The sequence below is a fragment of the Micromonospora inaquosa genome (assembly GCF_003857055.1).
Classification (GTDB): Bacteria; Actinomycetota; Actinomycetes; order Mycobacteriales; family Micromonosporaceae; genus Micromonospora; species Micromonospora inaquosa.
This window is the reverse complement of record NZ_QGSZ01000210.1, coordinates 1-19,485: the sequence shown is the minus strand read 5'-3', so window position 1 is coordinate 19,485 and position 19,485 is coordinate 1. Positions and strand designations below refer to the sequence as shown.

At 68.5% G+C, this 19,485-nt stretch carries 17 protein-coding genes and 1 pseudogene; 11 read left to right on the top strand and 7 right to left on the bottom strand.

The window, feature by feature from the left end; all coding sequences use genetic code 11:
- Positions 1 to 4: 4 nt before the first annotated feature.
- Positions 5 to 709 carry a CBS domain-containing protein gene (locus DLJ59_RS15810; protein WP_124773395.1) on the bottom strand — a complete coding sequence of 235 codons (705 nt, stop codon included), beginning with the start codon at positions 707 to 709 and terminating at the stop codon, positions 5 to 7.
- Between the two features lie 182 nt (positions 710 to 891).
- Between DLJ59_RS15810 and DLJ59_RS15805 the strand changes: the two genes are divergently transcribed.
- The 3 genes from DLJ59_RS15805 to DLJ59_RS15795 all read left to right on the top strand — a co-directional run bounded on the left by DLJ59_RS15805 (position 892) and on the right by DLJ59_RS15795 (position 5,198).
- Positions 892 to 3,642 carry a bifunctional acetate--CoA ligase family protein/GNAT family N-acetyltransferase gene (locus DLJ59_RS15805; protein WP_244236053.1) on the top strand — a complete coding sequence of 917 codons (2,751 nt, stop codon included), beginning with the start codon at positions 892 to 894 and terminating at the stop codon, positions 3,640 to 3,642.
- A gap of 48 nt (positions 3,643 to 3,690) precedes the next feature.
- Positions 3,691 to 4,584, top strand: coding sequence for a universal stress protein (locus tag DLJ59_RS15800; RefSeq protein WP_124773391.1), 894 nt, complete (start codon positions 3,691 to 3,693; stop codon positions 4,582 to 4,584).
- Between the two features lie 77 nt (positions 4,585 to 4,661).
- A complete protein-coding gene (locus DLJ59_RS15795; protein WP_157743218.1) occupies positions 4,662 to 5,198 on the top strand; it encodes a universal stress protein in 537 nt (178 codons plus the stop codon).
- A gap of 267 nt (positions 5,199 to 5,465) precedes the next feature.
- On the opposite strand, the gene DLJ59_RS15790 is transcribed toward DLJ59_RS15795, so the two are convergent.
- The 4 genes from DLJ59_RS15790 to DLJ59_RS36620 form a co-directional block, all read right to left on the bottom strand.
- On the bottom strand, positions 5,466 to 5,702 hold the full coding sequence (locus tag DLJ59_RS15790; RefSeq protein ID WP_197701129.1) for an SHOCT domain-containing protein: 237 nt from the start codon (positions 5,700 to 5,702) through the stop codon (positions 5,466 to 5,468).
- Positions 5,703 to 6,430: 728 nt separating this feature from the next.
- Positions 6,431 to 6,631, bottom strand: coding sequence for an integrase core domain-containing protein (locus DLJ59_RS37455; protein WP_231931196.1), 201 nt, complete (start codon positions 6,629 to 6,631; stop codon positions 6,431 to 6,433).
- The gene (locus DLJ59_RS15785) at positions 6,625 to 7,494 is read right to left on the bottom strand and encodes an integrase catalytic region (RefSeq protein WP_244236052.1); all 870 of its coding nucleotides are present in this window, start codon (positions 7,492 to 7,494) and stop codon (positions 6,625 to 6,627) included. Before DLJ59_RS15785 ends, DLJ59_RS37455 begins: the two co-directional genes overlap by 7 nt.
- The gene (locus tag DLJ59_RS36620) at positions 7,470 to 7,616 is read right to left on the bottom strand and encodes a hypothetical protein (protein ID WP_167493859.1); all 147 of its coding nucleotides are present in this window, start codon (positions 7,614 to 7,616) and stop codon (positions 7,470 to 7,472) included. Before DLJ59_RS36620 ends, DLJ59_RS15785 begins: the two co-directional genes overlap by 25 nt.
- Between DLJ59_RS36620 and DLJ59_RS15780 the strand changes: the two are divergent.
- The 8 genes and pseudogenes from DLJ59_RS15780 to DLJ59_RS15745 form a co-directional block, all read left to right on the top strand.
- Positions 7,572 to 7,661 (top strand): annotated as a pseudogene (locus DLJ59_RS15780) (transposase); the annotation flags it as partial. The gene DLJ59_RS36620 and the pseudogene DLJ59_RS15780 sit on opposite strands and share 45 nt — an antisense overlap.
- A gap of 465 nt (positions 7,662 to 8,126) precedes the next feature.
- Complete coding sequence (locus DLJ59_RS15775) at positions 8,127 to 9,410, top strand: MFS transporter (RefSeq protein ID WP_124773389.1); 1,284 nt, start codon at positions 8,127 to 8,129, stop codon at positions 9,408 to 9,410.
- Between the two features lie 19 nt (positions 9,411 to 9,429).
- Positions 9,430 to 9,876, top strand: coding sequence for a hemerythrin domain-containing protein (locus DLJ59_RS15770; RefSeq protein ID WP_244236051.1), 447 nt, complete (start codon positions 9,430 to 9,432; stop codon positions 9,874 to 9,876).
- 470 nt (positions 9,877 to 10,346) lie between these two features.
- Positions 10,347 to 14,108 (top strand): nitrate reductase subunit alpha, encoded by a 3,762-nt coding sequence (locus DLJ59_RS15765; protein ID WP_124773385.1) that lies wholly within the window; start codon positions 10,347 to 10,349, stop codon positions 14,106 to 14,108.
- 1 nt (position 14,109) lies between these two features.
- Complete coding sequence (gene narH, locus DLJ59_RS15760) at positions 14,110 to 15,759, top strand: nitrate reductase subunit beta (protein ID WP_124773383.1); 1,650 nt, start codon at positions 14,110 to 14,112, stop codon at positions 15,757 to 15,759.
- Positions 15,756 to 16,451 (top strand): nitrate reductase molybdenum cofactor assembly chaperone, encoded by a 696-nt coding sequence (gene narJ, locus DLJ59_RS15755; RefSeq protein ID WP_124773381.1) that lies wholly within the window; start codon positions 15,756 to 15,758, stop codon positions 16,449 to 16,451. Before narH ends, narJ begins: the two co-directional genes overlap by 4 nt.
- Positions 16,448 to 17,176 carry a respiratory nitrate reductase subunit gamma gene (gene narI / locus DLJ59_RS15750; RefSeq protein ID WP_124773379.1) on the top strand — a complete coding sequence of 243 codons (729 nt, stop codon included), beginning with the start codon at positions 16,448 to 16,450 and terminating at the stop codon, positions 17,174 to 17,176. The genes narJ and narI overlap by 4 nt, the downstream gene beginning before the upstream one ends.
- The gene (locus DLJ59_RS15745) at positions 17,173 to 17,637 is read left to right on the top strand and encodes a CBS domain-containing protein (RefSeq protein ID WP_124773377.1); all 465 of its coding nucleotides are present in this window, start codon (positions 17,173 to 17,175) and stop codon (positions 17,635 to 17,637) included. Before narI ends, DLJ59_RS15745 begins: the two co-directional genes overlap by 4 nt.
- Positions 17,638 to 17,691: 54 nt before the next feature.
- On the opposite strand, the gene DLJ59_RS38295 is transcribed toward DLJ59_RS15745, so the two are convergent.
- Entirely contained in the window at positions 17,692 to 18,078 is a 387-nt protein-coding gene (locus DLJ59_RS38295; RefSeq protein WP_425271426.1) for an aquaporin, read from the bottom strand.
- 433 nt (positions 18,079 to 18,511) lie between these two features.
- Positions 18,512 to 19,291 carry a transposase family protein gene (locus DLJ59_RS15735; protein ID WP_124773373.1) on the bottom strand — a complete coding sequence of 260 codons (780 nt, stop codon included), beginning with the start codon at positions 19,289 to 19,291 and terminating at the stop codon, positions 18,512 to 18,514.
- Between the last annotated feature and the right edge of the window lie 194 nt (positions 19,292 to 19,485).

Sequence of the window (19,485 nt, the reverse complement as noted above, 5' to 3'; positions counted from 1 at the left end):
GCCTTCAGGCGATGCCGGTGAAGGTGGTCCGTCCGGACCACCGGTCGGCGAGCTGACTGTCGTCGAAGTCGAAGCCGAGCTCGTTGGTCACTTCGACGACGCCGCTGACCTGTGCGGCGAGTCGGCCGGCGATGTCCGCCGAGGACTTGCGGTCCATCTGCCCGGTCAGCCGGACCACGCCGCCGTGCACGGTCACCTGGACGACGCCCTCCTCGACCGCGAGGACTCGGCGCAGGACTTCCTGCACCACGTCGTGGCGGATGTCGGCGTCGGGGCGCAGGTGCACCTTAAGCAGGTCGCTGCGGGTGACGATGCCGACGAGCCGGCCCAGGTCGTCGATCACCGGCAGGCGCTTGACCTGCTCACTGTTCATCGTCTTGGCTGCGGCGACCAACGGCGTGTGCGGAAGGGTGGTCACCGCCGGTGCGGTCATCAGGTCGGCAGCGACAGCGGCGTCGGCCTTGACCCGCTCCTTCCGCCGTCGGCTGCCCTCGAAGACGCGCCGCTCGTGCGGCTGCCCGATGAGCTCCACCTTGTGCAGCAGGTCCGCCTCGGACACCACGCCGAGCACGTGCTGGAACTTGTCGACCACGGGCACCGCGCTGACGTGCCGTTGCGTGAGCACGTCAATGATCTCCCGGTACGGGGTGTCGTCCCGCACCGTCGCGACGTCCGTGCTCATCACGTCGCACACCTGCCATGTCCTCATCACGACCTCCTTCGCAGTCCTGACCTCACCGTACGAATCCGACAGCGAGGCTGGTCAGAGCCGGATGACCGCTGTCGAAGGGACCTGCGGCAGGCCGGTTGAGGGTCGGATGGCCCTGACCCGTATGGGGCCGGCTGCGGTTGGCTGAAGTGGACGGAAACCGGATGTTCAGGAGGCCGACCGTGATCGCGACCGCCGCGTCAACCCCTGCCACATCAACCGCCGTTACCGCAGACGCCGCTGCTGGGGGCCGTGAGCTGACCGGCGTCGACGCGTTGACCGCCGATGGCGGCATCGTCCGCATCCGCCCGGTACACCCGGCTGACCGGCCGGAACTGACCGCGCTCTACGGCCGGGCCGGTATCGACAGTCTGCGGATGCGGTTCTTCGTGGCTCCCGGGCCGGCGATGATCGCCTCCGAGATCGATCGGCTGTGCCGGCGGGCGTCACCGCGTCACGAGGCGTTCGTCGCTGAGCAGTCCGGCGCGGTCGTCGGCGTCGCGTCGTACGAGCGCGGCAGCGCTGAGCGGCGGGCCGAGTTCGCGGTGTTCGTCGACGAGACGCAGCGCGGGCGCGGCATCGGCACCCTGCTGCTGGAGCACCTGGCCGCGGCCGCCCGCGCACAGGGCGTTGACGAGCTCGTCGGCGAGGTCCTGCCGGGCAACAGCCGGATGCTGAAGGTGGCCCGGGATCTGACCTCCGGCCTCCGGTCGCGCCTTGCTAACGGCGTTGTCGACCTGGCGCTGACCACCGGCGCGGACGAGGCTGCGCAGCTGGCCGTGGACGAGCGTGAGCGCATCGCCGAGCGGGCCTCGCTGCGCCCGCTGCTGGCGCCGACATCGATCGCCGTCGTCGGTGCCGGCCGGCGGCCGGGCCGTATCGGCCACGAAACCCTTCGGGCGTTGCGGGAGTACGGCTTCACCGGCGATCTGTACGCGGTGAACCCCCACGCCAGCGCGATCGCGGGCGTGCCCGCGTACCCGTCGTTCGCACACCTACCCGGTCCGGTCGACCTGGCGGTTATCGCGGTGCCGGCCGAGGCCGTTGCCAGCGTTGTCGCCGAGGCGGGCGCCGCCGTCGTGCGAGCCGCCGTCGTGCTCGGATCCGGCTTCGGCGAGGCGGGCGCGCAAGGGCGGGCCCGGCAGGCCGAGCTGGTCCGGCTGGCCCGCGCGCACGGCATCCGGCTGGTCGGACCCAACTGCCTGGGCATCGTCAACACCGATCCCGCCATCCGGTTGAACGCCAGCTTCACTCCGGCCGCGCCGCTTCGGGGTGGGTTGGCGGTGGCCTCCCAGTCGGGTGCGGTGGGCATCGCGCTGCTCGATCACGCCGCGCGAGCAGGTTGCGGTGTGTCGACCTTCGTGTCGCTCGGCAACAAGGCAGACGTCAGCGGTAATGACCTCCTCGCCTACTGGTTCGACGACCCGGCCACCACCGCCGTCGCCCTGTACCTGGAGTCGTTCGGTAACCCGCGCAAGTTCGCCCGTACGGTGCGGGCCCTCGCCCGCCGCAAGCCGGTTCTGGCGGTCAAGAGCGGCCGGTCGACGGCCGGAGCGCGGGCCGGGGCCTCGCACACCGCTGCGGCCGCCGCTCCCGATGTAGCGGTCGATGCGATCTTCGCCCAGGCCGGGGTGGTGCGGGTCGACCACCTCGGTGACCTGATGGACGCCGCCCGCATGCTCACCGACCAGCCGCTGCCCGCCGGTGAGCGGCTGGCCGTGGTCGGCAACGCTGGCGGAGTCAACGTGCTCGCTGCCGACGCCGCGTCAGCCGCCGGCCTACGTGTGCCGTCGTTGAGCCCGGCGCTTCGCGAGCGGCTGGCAGCCGTCGCCCCCGACGCGGCCGGCCATGACAGCCCCCTCGACCTGGGCGCCGCGGCCACACCCGCAGCATTCGCCAAGACGGTGGAAGCGCTGACGGTCAGCGGGGAGGTGGACTCCCTGCTCGTGATTGTCGCCGCCACCCGCACCAACGACGTGCCCGCGACCCTGGCGGCCATCACCCCGGTCGTCGACGCGCACCCCGACCTGACTGTCGCCGCCGTCGTCATCGGCCTGCCGGAGGCGCAGCCGACCTTCGGCGCGCGGCGCACGCCGATCTTCGACCTACCCGAACGGGCGGTGCGGGCACTCGGGCACGCCACCCGGTACGCCGCCTGGCGGCGGGAGCCGCTCGGCACCCGACCCGAACTGTCCGACATCGACACCGCTGCCGTCCGCACCGCCGTCGCGCAGGGGTTGGCCGCGGGTGCCGGCTGGCAGCCGTACGAGCGCACCGCCGCCATCCTCGCCGGCTACGGCATCCCGCTGGTCACCTCCGTCACCGCCCGCAGCAAGGACGACGCTGTCCTCGCGGCCGAGCGCATCGGCTACCCGGTCGTGCTCAAGTCAGGGGACCCGGACCTGGTGCACAAGAGCGACACGGGCGGCGTCCAGCTCAACCTGGCCGACGCCGCGGCAGTGCGCGCCGCCTATCGAGCGGTCACCACCGCGGGTCGGACGGAGTGCGGCGCGCTGGTCCAGCCGTTGGCGCGCGGACAGGCGGAACTCGTAGCCGGCATCGTGCACGACCCGCTGTTCGGCTCCCTGGTGATGGCCGGCCTCGGCGGCGTACACACCGACCTGCTCGGCGACCGGACATTCCGGCTGGCGCCGATGACCGACCACGACGCGGAACGGATGTGGCGCTCACTGCGCGCCGCGCCACTGCTGACCGGATACCGAGGCGCACAACCGGTCGACACCACCGCCGTCGAAAACTTGCTCCTGCGACTGGGGCGTCTCGCCGAAGAGGTACCCGAGGTCGCCGAACTGGACCTCAACCCGGTGCTGGTCGGACCCGACGGCGCCCTCGCCGTCGACGCAAAGCTGCGCCTCGAGCCTGTCGGCGCGGAACCCGACCCCGCCTTGCGACAGCTCCGTCAACCCCAGTAACCCCCCGCGCGACGCCTCCGTCGCGCGCCCACCATCAGGGAGGCTCTCATGACCAGCAGGTCGATCGTCGTCGGCTACGACGGCTCCGCCAGCGCCGCAGCCACCGTGGAATGGGCCATCACCCATGCCACCCGCACCGGCACGCCCCTCCTGCTCACCTACGCCTTCGACTGGCCGATCGTCCCCGCGGCGCTCTCCCCCGGACCAGCGAGCTGGCCCGACACCACCGCGCGACATGACGCCCAAACGATGATCGACGACGCGGTCGCCGAAGCGGCCAGGTCCCACCCCGGCCTCATCGTCACCGGCACGCTGCTCGACGGGCCGCCCGCCGTCGTGCTGCAGGAGGAGTCCCGGCACGCGTCCCTCGTCGTGCTCGGCAGCCGGGGACACGGCGGCTTCGCCGACCTGCTCGTCGGCTCCACCAGCTTCGCGGTCTCCGCGCACGCCCACTGCCCGGTCGTGGTCGTCCGCGGCGATGAGCAACGGCCCGGCGCACACTTGCTCGCGGGCGTGGACGGATCCCCGGGCTCCCTGCTGGCGCTCCAGTACGCCCTCGAGCAGGCCGCCGACCGCGGCGTGCCCCTGCACGTCATCCGGGCCTGGACCCCGCCGACACCGCGGTGGAGCCCGCCCAACCTCGATCAGCGAGACATCACCGCAGCGGAGAAGGCCGCGCTCGACGAGCTGCTCGCCGGCTGGCAAGAGAAATATCCGGACGTCGAGGTGACCACAGAGGTCGTCGCGGACAACCCAAGCCGCGTCCTCGCCAAGGCCAGCCGATACGCCCAACTGGTCGTCGTCGGATCCCGCGGGCGCGGCGGATTCCGCGGCCTGCTCCTCGGCTCGGTCAGCCAGCAACTGCTGCACCACAGCCACTGCCCGGTCGCGGTCATCCGCGAGATCCCGCCAGCGACGGCGGAGCGGGCCGATCCCGTCTGACCCGCACTCCGAGAAGGGTCCCGACCTGCCCCCGGTCGGGACCCCGGTTCTGCAGCCGTACCGCAACCGGACGAAGCTTGAGGCGCGCAGGCAAAGAAAGGACGCGATGGCACACGACCGGGATCGTCATCGGGCTCGACAGATCGGCATCGGCGCACCACGCGCTGACGTGGGCGGCGCGAGAAGCGGCACGTCGCCACGCCACACTTCTGGTTGTTACCGCGTGGCCAGCCGTGGACCGGATCGGCGCCCGGGACAACGGTGAACTCGTCCACCACCGCGTGCGGCTGCACCGGATGCAGCGCGACGCCGTCGCGGCGGCGACCGCGGGGCCGGCCAACCCTCCTCAGGTCGCTCGGGAGATGGCGTTCGCCGACCCGGTCACCACGCTGTGCCACGCGGCGGGCTTCGCCGACCTGGTGGTACTCGGTGGAGACGCCACGGGCGGCCTGCGACCGCGATCGGTCGCCGCCGGGGTCGCCACCCGGCTGGCGCGACACCGGCGCGGCGGTGAACCCGCGCCGATCGTGGTCGTATCCACGCGCGGCTGCGTGTCGATGCACCGAAGCCCCCGCGAAACGCCCGTCGACGCCGCCCACGCTGCGGCCTGCTGAGCGACGCACCAGACACAAGGGGCGTACCCGCAACTGACCATCCAGGTCTCCGCGTGATAGTGGACGAGCTCATAACGGAAATCGCGAACTACGATGACCTCACCTCCGGCGCCAGCGGCGGCGTACCGTCAGCGGCGGCGACCGCTGAGCCCTGATTGGTCAGTTCACTCCCGAGACAGCGCTACCTTAACGCGCCGGTCTGCGCCGCATCGCACCTGCCGCAGGACCTTGCTTGGCAGGCGCGCGACCGGCTCGTCGGTGAAGCGCTCACACGTGCCGCAGCGTGTCGAGCCGACGCTGGTACTCCTCGTCGTTGATCTCGCCCCGCGCGAAACGCTCGGCGAGCAGCCGCTCTGCCGGATCGCCCACCCGGCGCTCGCCATGATCGCGCAGCGCACGCCACCCGACCCATCCGCCAGCTGCCAACAACCCCACGAACGCAAGGCTGTTGAGCAGCATCAACAGGTAGCCAAAACCACCCATGCCGTTGTGGTGCCAGAACACGTCCGCGCCCCCTTACTGTCCGGCCCGCACGCGTCGTGCGATGCCGCTGGCCACTTGTTTCGACGCTAGGTCGCGGCGGACGACGCCCGGTAGAGACTTTCGGCACTCCCGCCGCAGGGCGTCACCCCTCGCGAGGGTCGCGACAGCCACCGCATGATCAGGGCCGAAGGTCCCTGACCGTGCAGCGCCAACGTTCTGGCGGCTGCGGCCTGCGGCGACAGAATGAGTTCAGGCTATGCCTCAACGCTCACCGCCGTCATCGAACCTGGCTGGTGGCGGGATTCAGAGCCGCGCCGTCAGCCAAAGACCGGCCAACGCGACCACCACCAGTAGGGCGATCGCCCCGACCGCCATCGAGATGTCCCGCCGCATGACGACCTCCTCCAGAATCGGACGCTTCCCTCGGCGCGCCAGCTCGTACGTCAGCGGCAGCGGTACGGCGTTGACGACGCCGTACAGGTGCTGACCGACAAGCCGCTGCGTTTGCAGGTTCAGCCGTGAATAGGGAGGGCACCCCGGCCGTTTACGGCCGGGAGGAACGCCGTCACGGACCTGGACGCTCCTGGCTCTCGATGTACTCCTTGACCACGTCGAGTGCCGCCTCACGAGCCGGCGAAGTACGACGGCGACCACAGGTGACCGCCCCCGCAGATACCAGCTGAGGTGGGACGAGAACTCCTGGCGCAGATACCGGGTCGAGACGTGTGGGTGCCAGAAAATCGGTTACCTTACGCAGCCTGCGAGTGCTCGCCGATCAGGCCACCGAGACGATCGCGCCGCACCACCCGCACACCGGCTACGGCGACTGGTGACTGCGTCGGGCGGAGCGGTGGCGCCTGTCCCAACGAGCGGTGCGGGCGATGCACGTTGTAATGGTTGACATACTCACGCATCACCGACTGCAGATGGCGACGCCCGAAGATCAGCATCCGGTCGAGTAGTTCGCGGCGCACGTGCCCACCCAGCGCTCCGCGTACGCGTTGGCCCTCGGAGCCCGCACCGGCGTCTTGAGCACCTCGATACCGGCGGCGACGAACACAGCGTCGAACACCGTGGTGAACTTCGTGTCCCGATCCCGCACCAGGAACCGAAACCGCCCAGCCCGCTCGCCGAGGTCCATCAGAAGATTCCGCGCCTGCTGGGCCACCCACTCCCCCGCCGGGTGCGTGGTGATCCCAAGCACGTGGACTCGGCGGGTGGCGACCTCGACGGCGAACAGCACATACAACCTCCGCAACAAGACCGTGTCCACGGTGAAGAAGTCCACCGCCAGGACGCCTTCGGCCTGCGCCCGCAGGAACTGCCGCCAGGTCACCGCCGACCGCTTCGACGCCGGATCAACCCCAGCACCCCTGAGGATGGTCCACACCGTGCTGGCGCCAACCCGGAAGCCCAACCGGCACAGCTCGCCGTGAATCCTGCGGTAGCCCCAGGTCGAATTCTCCCCGGCCAGTCGCAACACCAGGCCGCGGATCTCAGCGGTGACCGATGGCCGGCCCCGCCGGCTCGGATAGGTCCACCGCCGGCGAACCAGATCCCGATGCCAGCGCAGCAGCGTGGCCGGCCGCACGAACAACCCGTCCCACAGCCGGCGGGGCAGCAGCCGTGCCAGACCGGCCAGCATCGCCCGGTCAGCCCAGTCCACCCGCGGCCGAGCGACCTGTCGCCGCAGCACCGCCACCTCATGACGCAGCAGCAGAAGCTCGACGTCTTTGGCCGCCGAGTCCCGGGCCAGCAGCACCGCCCACTGCATCAATTGCGAGCACATCAAGTAGACCAGTCGTAGTGCCACTCACCGATCATCCCGGCAGGTACCAGCCCCACGAAACCCCAGCTCAGCCGCAACGGACGACTTTCTGGCACCCACAGGTCCTGGTCGTCGACGAGACCGGCGACCTGAAGAAGGGCGTGCATTCGGTCGGGGTGCAACGCCAGTACACCGGCACCGCCGGCAGGATCAGGCCTGCTATCCGACCACCAACACACCGACCGCACCGAGAACGCCACCAAGCCGCTCAAGGCCCTACCAGCCGCACCTCACCGCCGATGAGGTGACTGGCCCTCCCGGCAACCGTGCACGAGGTCGTTAGCGGCACTGGCGCCCGGCGACGCGGCGGTTCAACTGGTCGCCGCGCATGGCCTCGTCCAGTCCTCGCCGAAATCGGTGACTGCTTCGGCGCGCCGATAGGCTCCCCATGGCTGCGGTCCGGGCCCGAGGTTTGGCAGCTCCGCCTGGAACGGTCAGCGGTGCCGCCTGACAGCCGAATTGCACGACCTCGACGGATGATCGGCCCGTGCTGCTGGGACCAATGGCTCTATCTGGCGGAACGTGAGGACGGGGACCCTGATTCAGGGCCTCGCATCCTTCCGGTCCGAGCCGATGACGACCGACACCGGCGACGCGAACGAAATGTGGAGACGATGATGAGTGCAGGCCAGCGCCGCTCCAGTACGCCCGGCGCGACACAAGCCACCGGGAGCGGCCGGCAGCGGGCGGTGATGCTGGGCCTGGCCGCCCTCGGGTTCGCGATCAACTTCTGGGCCTGGGCGCTGCTCAGCCCGCTGGCCCCGAAGTTCAAGGACATCCTGCAGCTCAGCTCGTTCCAGCAGGCCCTGCTCGTCGCTGTCCCGGTCGTCGTCGGATCGGTGGGCCGGATACCGGTCGGGGCCCTGACCGACCGCTTCGGCGGACGGGTCATGTTCCCCCTGGTCTCGCTGACCACCATCGTCCCGGTGCTCTACCTCGGCCTAGCCGGACACACCACGCTGGCCGGACTGCTGGTCGGCGGGTTCTTCCTCGGCATCGGCGGCACAGCGTTCGCCGTCGGCGTGCCGTTCGTCAACGCCTGGTTCCCGCCCGAGCGCCGGGGCTTGGCGATCGGAGTGTTCGGTGCCGGCATGGGCGGCACCGCGATCAGCGCCCTGACCACGGTCAAACTGGTCACCGCGCACGGCGTCGCCACCCCGTTCATCGTCACCGCGATCGTCCTGGCCGCGTACGCCCTGCTGGCCGCACTGGTGCTGCGCGACGCCCCCGGCCGGGTCGTCCCGGCAGAGCCGCTGTCGCGGCGGCTGGCCGACACTGCGCGGTTGCGGATCACCTGGCAGGCTTCCGCCTTGTACGCGGTCCTGTTCGGTGGCTACGTCGCGTTCTCGGTCTACCTGCCGGCCTACCTGAAGACCGCGTACGGGCTCACTCAGGCCGACGCCGCCAACCGGATGGCCGGGTTCGTGCTGCTGGCCGTGGTGATGCGCCCGATCGGCGGCTGGCTGTCCGACCGGCTCGGGCCCACCCGGGTGCTGGCCACGTCGCTCGGCGTCGTGGTCGTCGGCGCCGCCGTCCAGGCGTTCACTCCCGGCCTCGCGCCACTGGGCACGATCGCGTTCCTGTCCATGGCCGCCGCCCTCGGCGCCGGCAGCGGCGCGACGTTCGCGCTGGTCGCCCTCCTCGCACCGCAGAACAAGGTCGGCTCGGTCACCGGTATCGTCGGCGCTGCCGGCGGCCTCGGCGGGTTCGTCCCCCCGCTGATCATGGGTGCCCTGTACGGCCAGTACCGCTCGTACGCGCTCGGCCTGGGCGCGCTCGCGGTCGTCGCGCTCGCCGCCCTGGGGTTGACCCTGACCGCTGTCGCCAAGAGCATCGGCCAACCGGTGACCGACCCGGCCGCCCGGGGCACCACGGTCAAGGGGAGCACCGCTCATGTGTGAGTACTGCGGCTGCCAGGCTGTGACCGCCATCGACGATTTGACCCGCGAACATGACGTGGTCGTCAACCTCATCGGCGAGGTCCGTGCCGCCCGTGCGGCGACCGACACCGCGCGCATGGCGGAGCTGGCCTGCCGGATCACGGCCGTCCTCGAGCCGCACACGCAGGTCGAGGAGCAGGGCTTGTTCCCGGCACTGGCTGCCGATTTCCCCGACCATGTTACGGCCTTGCGTGCCGAACACCGGCACATCGAAGCTGTCCTCGGCGAAGCCGTGCACGGCACGCCCATCGACCCGACCTGGCCCGGGCGGCTCGTCGCCACCCTGGAACTGCTCCGGGAGCACATCCTCAAAGAGCAGAACGGCGTCTTCCCGGCCGCGCTCGCCAACCTGGACCCGGACGACTGGGACGCCATCGACACCATCCGAGCCAAGGTCGGCACTTTGCTGCCCGCTCCCGGACGCTAACCAACCGGCCATGCCTCCATCGGTGTCCTCAGGCTCGTCTCGGCCGCTGGGCCGGAAGCCGTCACACGATGGCCACGTTCGTGCCCGTCCAGGGGCTAGTGTGCAGACCATCACGCGGAAGCGATCTACGACAGCTCGACCGGCCTCCAGGGGAGACCCGATCGTGGGCAGCCAAACCAGCCTGCAGCAGACCCCGCGACATCGTGCAGCTCTGGAGGACTCGGTGACCGACACGCTGGTCAACCACCGCCGATTTTTCACTCGGGTCGAGGTCTCGGCCGAACACCGCGCCCTTTATCAGATCGGCGGACGCCCCGCGGCCCGGCGATCTCCTCGTATACCTGCTCGCCGGTGAGGCATATGTCAACGGGCTGTGGCTGCCGTCGGCGATCACGGCCTCGATCCTGCTACTGACCATGACCGTCGTACACCGAACCGCGCATCGGCGCGACGAGGAGGATGTTCATCTCATGACGCCCGATCAGCACCCCCGCCACAACACCGGCAGGCCGGGGCACCCTGATCAGCCGGGTTTGGACGGCCCGCTGGGCGAGGCCCTGGTACGCACCCGTCGCTACTTCACCAAGGGAACGGTGTCCGAGGACCTGCGGACCCTCACGAAGCGAGGGGGCCGGCAGGCCGACGACTTCTACCGGGACCGGTGGAGCCACGACAAGGTGGTCCGCTCGACGCACGGGGTGAACTGCACCGGGTCCTGCTCGTGGAAGGTCTACGTCAAGGACGGCATCATCACCTGGGAGACCCAGCAGACCGACTACCCGTCGGTCGGTCCGGACTCCCCGGAGTACGAGCCCCGCGGCTGCCCACGCGGGGCGGCGTTCTCCTGGTACACCTACTCGCCGACCCGGGTCCGCTACCCCTATGTCCGCGGCGTCCTGCTCCAGATGTTCCGCGAGGCCAAGAAGCAGCACGACGGTGATCCGGTGCGCGCATGGGAGCACATCGTCGAGAATCCGCGGCGGGCGAAGGCCTACAAGGCCGCCCGCGGCAAAGGCGGCCTCGTGCGTGCCACCTGGGACGAGGCCTGCGAGATCGTCGCCGCCGCGCACGTGCACACGATCAAGAAGTACGGGCCCGACCGGGTGGCCGGCTTCTCGCCCATCCCGGCGATGTCGATGGTCTCCCACGCGTCGGGGGCCCGCTTCATGAACTTGGTCGGTGGCTCGATGCTGAGCTTCTACGACTGGTACGCCGACCTCCCCGTCGCCTCGCCGCAGGTCTTCGGCGACCAGACCGACGTTCCCGAGTCGGGTGATTGGTGGAACGCCGGCTACTTGATCATGTGGGGCTCCAACCTGCCGGTCACCCGCACCCCCGACGCGCACTGGATGACCGAGGCCCGCTACCGCGGCCAGAAGGTGATCGCGGTCGCTCCCGACTACGCCGACAATGTGAAGTTCGCCGACGAGTGGCTGCACGCCAAACCGGGGACCGACGGCGCGTTGGCCATGGCGATGGGCCATGTCGTGCTCAAGGAGTTCTTCGTCGACCGGCAGACGCCATATTTCACCGAGTACGTGAAGACCTACACCGACCTGCCGTACCTGGTGAAGCTCGAGGACGCTGGTGATGGCGCGTTCACCGCGGGCAAGTTCTTGACGGCCGCCGATCTGTCCTTGACCGGCGCGGCGCAGGAGAACGCCGCCTTCAAGACCGTTCTCATCGACGCGCGCACCGGTGAGCCGGTCGTCCCGAACGGTTCGCTCGGTCACCGGTTCGGTGACGCCGGTGTCGGCCGGTGGAATCTCGAACTCGGTGACGTCGACCCGCTGCTCTCCCTGCTTGAAGGAGCCGAGGAGACCGTCCTGGTGCGGATGCCCCGCTTCGACACCGCGGACGGAGCGGCCGCCGACCTGCCCCGCGGCGTCCCGGTCCGCCGGGTCGACGGGCACCTCGTCACGACGGTCTTTGACCTGCTGCTCGCCCAGTACGGCGTCGGCCGTGACGGACTGCCGGGGCAATGGGCCCGCGGCTACGACGACGCGGACGCGCCGTACACCCCCGCCTGGCAGGAGGCGATCACCGGTGTCCCGGCCGCTACCGCTGCCCGGGTCGGACGGGAGTTCGCCGCGAACGCCGAGGAGTCACGGGGCCGATCGATGATCGTCATGGGGGCCGGCACGAACCACTGGTTCCACTCCGACACGATCTACCGCGCGTTTCTGACTCTGACCAACCTCACCGGATGTCAGGGCGTCAACGGCGGCGGCTGGGCGCACTACGTCGGGCAGGAGAAGGTCCGCCCGATCACGGGCTACACACAGATTGCCAATGCCCTCGACTGGAGCCGCCCGCCCCGCAACATGATCCAGACGGCTTTCTGGTACCTGCACACCAACCAGTTCCGGTACGACCAGTTCGGCGCCGACACCCTTGCCGCCACCACCGGCAAAGGCCAGCTGGCCGGCAAGTCCACGGCCGATGTGATCGCCCAGAGCGCGCGGATGGGCTGGATGCCGTCATACCCCACGTTCGACCGCAACCCGCTCGACCTCGCCGACGATGCGGCCGCCGCCGGTCAACCGGTCGGCGCGTACGTCGTGGAGCAGCTCAAGTCCGGCGAGCTCGACTTCGCCGGTGAGGACCCGGACGCACCACAGAACTATCCGCGCATCCTGTCGATCTGGCGGGCCAACCTGCTCGGCTCGTCGGGAAAGGGCAACGAGTACTTCCTCAAGCACCTGCTCGGCACCGACTCGTCGGTTCGCGCGACCGAGACGCCGGAGGACCGCCGCCCGGCCGAGGTGACCTGGCGTGACCAGGCTCCCGAGGGCAAGCTCGACCTGCTTCTGACGATCGACTTCCGGCAGACCAGCACCACGATCTTTTCCGACGTCGTTCTCCCGGCGGCAACCTGGTACGAGAAGCACGACCTCAACACCACCGACATGCACCCCTTCGTGCACTCCTTCAACCCGGCGATCGCGCCCCCGTGGCAGACGCGGACCGACTGGGACGCCTGGCAGAGCATCGCAGCGAAGTTCAGCGAGCTCGCCGCGACCCACCTCGGCGTGCGCAAGGACGTCGTCGCAGTCCCACTCACCCACGACACGGCGGACGCGATGGCAAACCCGCACGGCGTCGTGCGTGACTGGAAAATGGGCGAGTGCGAACCGATCCCCGGCGTCACCATGCCCAAGCTCGTCGAGGTCGAACGTGACTACGGCGCGATCGCCGAGAAGATGAACGCGCTCGGCCCTCTGGTCGACACCCTCGGTGCGACCACCAAGGGCGTCACATTCGAGCTAGGCAAGGAGGTCGATTACCTGCGACGCAAGAACGGCGCCGTTCGCGGCGGCGTGGCCGACGGCCGGCCGTCGCTGAAGAAGGACGTCAACGTCTGCGAGGCAATCCTGGCCATGTCCGGGACCACCAACGGGCATCTGGCTACTCAGGGGTTCAAAACGCTCGAGAAGCGCACCGGTGTCCGGCTGGCCGACCTCGCCGAGGAGCACGAAGGCAAGCAGATCACCTTTGCCGACACCCAGGGGCCACCGGTGCCGGTGATCACCTCACCGGAGTGGTCGGGCTCCGAGACGGGCGGGCGACGGTACTCGCCGTTCACCATCAACGTGGAACGCAGGAAGCCCTGGCACACCTTGACCGGCCGGATGCATTTCTACCTGGATCACGACTGGATGACCGAGCTCGGCGAGGGCCTGCCCGTCTACCGCCCACCGCTCAACATGGCGGCATTGTTCGCGGAACCGTCGCTGGGGAACGTCTCCGACGGGACGGGAGCCGGCGAGGTCGAAGGGCTCACGGTGCGGTATCTGACCCCGCACAACAAGTGGTCCATCCACTCGGAGTATCAGGACAACCTGTTCATGCTGTCACTCTCGCGCGGAGGCCAGAACATCTGGATCAGCGACCGGGACGCGGCCAAGGTCGGCATCCAGGACAACGACTGGATCGAAGCGGTCAACCGCAACGGGGTGGTGGTCGCCCGGGCGATCGTGTCGCACCGGATGCCCGAGGGCACGGTGTACATGTACCACGCACAGGACCGGCTGATCGACGTGCCGATCGCCGAGACCTCCGGCAAACGGGGCGGCATCCACAACTCCCTGACCCGGATCCTGGTGAAGCCGTCCCACATCATCGGCGGCTACGCCCAGCTCACGTTTGCGTTCAACTATCTCGGGCCGACCGGCAACCAACGCGACGAGGTCACGGTCATCCGCAAGCGCTCACAGAACGTGGAGTACTGACATGCGCGTCATGGCCCAGATGGCGATGGTGATGAACCTCGACAAGTGCATCGGTTGCCACACCTGCTCGGTGACCTGCAAACAGGCGTGGACCAACCGCACCGGCACCGAGTACATCTGGTTCAACAACGTGGAGACCCGCCCCGGCCTCGGCTACCCCCGGACGTATGAGGATCAGGAGAAGTGGAAGGGCGGCTGGGAGCGCAACAAGCGCGGCAGACTGGTGCTCAAGGGCGGCGGGCGGTTCAAGAAGCTCCTCACCATCTTCTCCAACCCCAAGCTCCCCTCGATCGGGGAGTACTACGAACCCTGGACCTACGACTACTCCACACTCACCGACGCCCCCGCTCAGGAGCACACCCCGGTCGCTCGCCCGAAGTCGCTGATCTCCGGCAACGACATGAAGATCGAGTGGTCGGCCAACTGGGACGACGACCTCGGCGGGTCCACCGCGACCGCACACCGTGACCCGATGCTGCAAAAGATCAGCGACAAGGTGAAGTTCGAGTTCGAGCAGACATTCATGTTCTACCTGCCGCGGATCTGCGAGCACTGCCTGAACCCGTCGTGCGCGGCGTCGTGCCCCAGCGGCGCGATCTACAAGCGAGCGGAGGACGGCATCGTCCTGGTCGACCAGGACAAGTGCCGAGGCTGGCGGATGTGCGTGTCAGGCTGCCCGTACAAGAAGGTTTACTTCAACCACAAAACCGGCAAGGCGGAGAAGTGCACGTTCTGCTTCCCGCGGATCGAGGTCGGCCTGCCGACCGTCTGCTCCGAGACGTGCGTCGGACGGCTGCGCTACATCGGCCTGATGCTCTACGACGCCGACAAGGTCCTCGAGGCGGCGTCGACCGAGGACGACCACGGACTCTACGAGGCGCAGCGTGAGGTCTTCCTGGACCCGTTCGACCCTGATGTCATGCGGGAGGCGGAGAAGGCGGGAATCGCCCGCGACTGGATCGAGGCCGCGCAGCGCTCCCCGATCTACGCCCTGATCAACACCTATAAGGTGGCGCTGCCGCTGCACCCGGAATACCGCACGATGCCGATGGTCTGGTACATCCCACCGCTGTCACCCGTGGTCGACGTCGTACAAGAGACCGGCGAGGACGCCGAGGATAAGGGCAACCTGTTCGCGGCCATCGACGCCCTGCGCATTCCCATCGAATACCTCGCCGAACTCTTCACCGCGGGCGATGTCGGACCGGTCGACGCCGTCCTCAAGAAGCTGGCCGCGATGCGCTGCTACATGCGTGACATCAACATGGGCCGCGACCCGGACGGCACCATCCCGGCCGCGGTCGGCATGAGCGAAGAGCAAATGTACGACATGTACCGGCTCCTCGCGATCGCCAAGTACGACGAGCGCTACGTCATCCCGCCGGCGCACGCCGAGCAGGCGCACTCCCTGGAAGAACTGGCGACCGAGTGCTCGGTCTCCGCGTACGGCGGCGGGCAGCAGGACCTCTTCGGCGAGGGCTCCGGCGTGCCGACACCGATCGCCGTCGAGAACTTCCAGATGCTCCAGGACCGTCAGACAGCCGACACGCTCGCTTCGCCCGCCGACAAGGGCGCGCGCGTCAACCTGCTGAACTGGGACGGCAAGGGCTCACCGGCCGGACTCTTCCCGCCGAGAAAGAAAGACTCATGAGCCGTCGACCGAACGCCGGCCTCGCCCCGCACGAGCTGACAATCGTCTGGCAGTCGGTGTCACTGCTGCTCGACTACCCCGACTCCGAGATGCTGGCGCGCCTGGACGTGATCCGGGGTGCCTCTCAGCACTTGCCGGTGGCCATCGGGGACTCGATCCGCGGATTCGCCGACCACCTGGAGCGGACGCCCCTGCCCCAGCTGCAAGCCGATTACGTCGAGACGTTCGACAACCGTCGCCGGTGCAACCTGTTCCTGACCTACTTCGCCCACGGCGACACCCGCAAGCGAGGAATGGCGCTGCTGCGGTTCAAACAGACCTACCTCAGCGCCGGCTACGAGCTCGCCGACTCGGAGCTACCCGATCACCTCTGCGTGGTGCTCGAGTTCGCGGCAACAGTGGACCAGCATCTGGGTCGGGGCCTGATCCTCGATCACCGAGCGGGGCTCGAGCTGCTGCGCCTGTCGCTCGCCGACCTGTCCTCCCCTTGGGCGGCCCTCATTGACGCGGTCACCGCGACCCTGCCTGCCCTGCGCGGCGACGAGCGGGACGCCGTACGCCGTCTCGCCGCCGAAGGCCCCCCGGAGGAGGAAGTGGGGCTGGCGCCGTTCGCCGCCCCGCAGTTCAGCGCCGGCGCCGCACCGAAACCGATCCTCTTGTCCATGCCGTCCTTCCCAGGAGCACGCCGATGAACGAGTTCCTCTTCGTCGTGGTGCCCTACATCTGCCTGACGACCTTCGTCGTCGGGCACCTGTGGCGCTACCACTACGACAAGTTCGGGTGGACCACCCGATCGAGCCAGCTCTACGAGAACCGGCTGCTGCGCATCGGGAGCCCGCTGTTCCACTTCGGGATGCTCGGAGTCGTCGGCGGCCACATCATCGGGCTCCTCGTACCGCAGTCGTGGACGGACGCCGTCAGGATCAGCGAACACAGCTACCACGTGGTGGCCGTCACGGGCGGTCTGCTCGCCGGCGCCGCCGCGCTGGCCGGCATGGTGATCCTGATCTACCGCCGCCGCACGGTCGGTCCCGTCTTCTCCGCGACCACCCGTATGGACAAAGTGATGTATGCGTTCCTCGCCGTCGTGATCGTGCTCGGTATGTGGAACACGATCGCCGGCTCGATCATGACCATCGGTGGTGAGTACAACTACCGTGAGGGCGTCTCGGTCTGGTACCGCTCGTTCCTGGCCTTCCAGCCGGACGCCAGCTTGATGGCGAGCGCACCGCTCGGCTTCCAGCTGCACGCACTGGCCGCCTTCGGCCTCTTCGCACTGTGGCCGTTCACCCGACTCGTACACGTGTTCAGCGCACCCGTCGGCTACCTGACCCGCCCCTACATTGTCTACCGCACCCGCGACGAACAACTGGGCAGCCACCAACCGCGGCGCGGCTGGGACCGCATCTCCCAATGAATCCCCAGACGCGCCTGCCAGATGCCGGCGAACACGGCGTTGACTTTCACGAGATCACCACCGAGACCGAGACGACGGTCCGTGACGTCATGCTCCGGCATCCGAAGACACTTCCTGCCGATGCCTCGATCAGGCAAGCGCGGGCAGCCTTGGATAACGACCATGTGCACCTGGTGCTGTTGACCGAGGGCAGGAGGCTTGCCGGGACCTTGACGCGAACCGACCTCCCGCCACGGGGAACCTTCGGTCCCGCACTGACCTGGTCGACGCTCATGGACCGTACGGTGTCACCGGACACTCCGACCGCTGTCGTGCACGGCCTGATGATCAGTCGGGGAATCCGACGCATGGCCGTAGTCGCCGCAGACGGATCGCTGCTCGGCCTGATGTGCCTCAAACAACGGAGAACAGGATTCTGCTCCGACGCAGACGTCGCAACCCGCTCACGAGACCTTCCATAGAAAGGGCTCGTCCGGTGTTGCGGTGCATCGACCTCGATGCCCGGACGGTACAGGTCAAGCCCTACTGGCCAACTCGTGCGCGGGCCGCAAGAGCTTCACAGGCTGAGTGGCATTTGGGTCATGACCACGCTCGTCGGCCATCAGATCCGTATTTCCGCTGCCATGATCCAGTGACGCCTGGAAGCGGTACACGTCGCGGGGGCGGTGCCTGTACTCGAAATGACCCGCAATCCACCCGGCGAGGAGCCCGCCAGTTATTGGAGCGATCAAGTAAACCGCGAGCAGGTGGACCTCGCCGGAGAGAAGGGCAGGTCCCAACTGCCGGGCAGGGTTGGCCGACCCACCCATGAGCGTCCCCAAGATCGCACCCTGCAAACCGAAGAGACCTCCGACGATCCAGGCCAATGGCCACCCGGGCAGACGAAATTTCACCCGACACATCACCGAGACGATGATCGCAAGGGTTACTGCCTCGGCGACCGCGACGGACAGACGCCTCCTCACAGTCCCGCCCGGCCCACGTCGATCCGGACGCATTCACATGATCAGCCGGATCAAACTAGCGCCGTAGGGCCGTTCGGCACCCGTACGGTCCTTCGAAAACTTCGCGGCTGCAGGCCGCCGACTCGGACGCTGCTCGGCTGGTGAATGCGAGGCGTTCTGCCGGCGCGTTGATCGCTTCAGCGAAGTAGTCGGCGTAGGCCGAGCCCGCTGATCGACAATGTAACGGCCGCCATGATTGGACCGCCGGCCTGCTGCGTCGGCGCGACACCCGCAACGGCCGGCTACGGATCCGCACGACCACCGATCTGACCATCCACCTAAGGGACGTCTCGTAACTGGGTGAAGGCGTTGCCCGGCACGGGTCCGGCGGTCAGCCGGCGAGGATGATGTTGTGGAGGTTGGCGATGCCGGAGGCGGCGTCGGCCAATGTGTGGGCGGCGCGGCGGTAGTCGCGCAGGATCTTGAAGCACTTCATCCTGGCCAGGGCATGTTCGACCCCTGCTCGAACGGTCCGGTGTTCGACGTTCAGGGCTTGCTTCCAGTCCGGCAGATCACTGCCGTCGGCGGGCTTGCGGTACGGGATGATCACCTCAGGGTTGCCGCGGTAGCCGCCGTCGGCCATCACGGGCCGCCCGTCCAGCTTCTCCTCGATCCCTGAGCTGCGGTAGACGATCGTGTCGTTGCGGTTGCCCGGCTGCGGGTCACCGACGGCGACGACCAGGCGGGTGGAGGCGTCGATGGCAACCTGCAGGTTCGTCGAGTACCGGTAGTTTTTGCTCCGGGCGGCCAGGCGGTGATCGCGGGTAGGGATCAGAGTGCCGTCGACGACGGCGATCTGCTCGACCGGGCGCCGGCGCACCGGCGCCAGAGCGAGCAGCGGGCCGAGGGCGTCAATGACCCGGTGCGCAGCCGAGTGCGACACCCCGAACAGCGGCCCGATCTGGCGCATCGTCAGGTTCGTGCGCCAGTACGCCGCCACCAGCAACACCCGATCCGGCAGGTCCAAGGCCCACTGCCGGCCCGGCCGGCCATCAGCGATCGCATCACCGCCACGCTCGGCTACCAGACGGACCAGCTTGCGGAACTGGGCGGGCTGCAGCCCGGTGAACGGAAAGATCCACTCAGGGTGGGCTGCGGTGATCACCTGCACCCAGGCATCCTGACCGATCATCCTCAACGGACAGACAGCGGGGTTACGAGACGTCCCTTAGCCTGAATCCACCGACGTGATCTTTGGCTGGCGATGTCGATCATCATTCGTTGATGTGTGTTGATGGCTGGGGTGGTGGGCGTGGTGGGCCCGCCGGCTTGTTCCGGCTTGCTCCTTGTTGCTCGGGCCTGTGG

Bases quoted from the DNA above. Each gene is read 5' to 3' on its own strand.
- DLJ59_RS15800 (WP_124773391.1), top strand. From the start codon at position 3,691: ATGACCAGCAGGTCGATCGTCGTCGGCTACGACGGCTCCGCCAGCGCC.
- DLJ59_RS38295 (WP_425271426.1), bottom strand. From the start codon at position 18,078: ATGTGTCGGGTGAAATTTCGTCTGCCCGGGTGGCCATTGGCCTGGATC.
- DLJ59_RS36620 (WP_167493859.1), bottom strand. From the start codon at position 7,616: ATGCACGCCCTTCTTCAGGTCGCCGGTCTCGTCGACGACCAGGACCTG.
- narI (WP_124773379.1), top strand. From the start codon at position 16,448: ATGAACGAGTTCCTCTTCGTCGTGGTGCCCTACATCTGCCTGACGACC.
- DLJ59_RS15775 (WP_124773389.1), top strand. From the start codon at position 8,127: ATGAGTGCAGGCCAGCGCCGCTCCAGTACGCCCGGCGCGACACAAGCC.
- narJ (WP_124773381.1), top strand. From the start codon at position 15,756: ATGAGCCGTCGACCGAACGCCGGCCTCGCCCCGCACGAGCTGACAATC.
- DLJ59_RS15745 (WP_124773377.1), top strand. From the start codon at position 17,173: ATGAATCCCCAGACGCGCCTGCCAGATGCCGGCGAACACGGCGTTGAC.
- DLJ59_RS15810 (WP_124773395.1), bottom strand. From the start codon at position 709: ATGAGGACATGGCAGGTGTGCGACGTGATGAGCACGGACGTCGCGACG.
- DLJ59_RS37455 (WP_231931196.1), bottom strand. From the start codon at position 6,631: ATGCTGATCTTCGGGCGTCGCCATCTGCAGTCGGTGATGCGTGAGTAT.
- DLJ59_RS15765 (WP_124773385.1), top strand. From the start codon at position 10,347: ATGACGCCCGATCAGCACCCCCGCCACAACACCGGCAGGCCGGGGCAC.
- narH (WP_124773383.1), top strand. From the start codon at position 14,110: ATGCGCGTCATGGCCCAGATGGCGATGGTGATGAACCTCGACAAGTGC.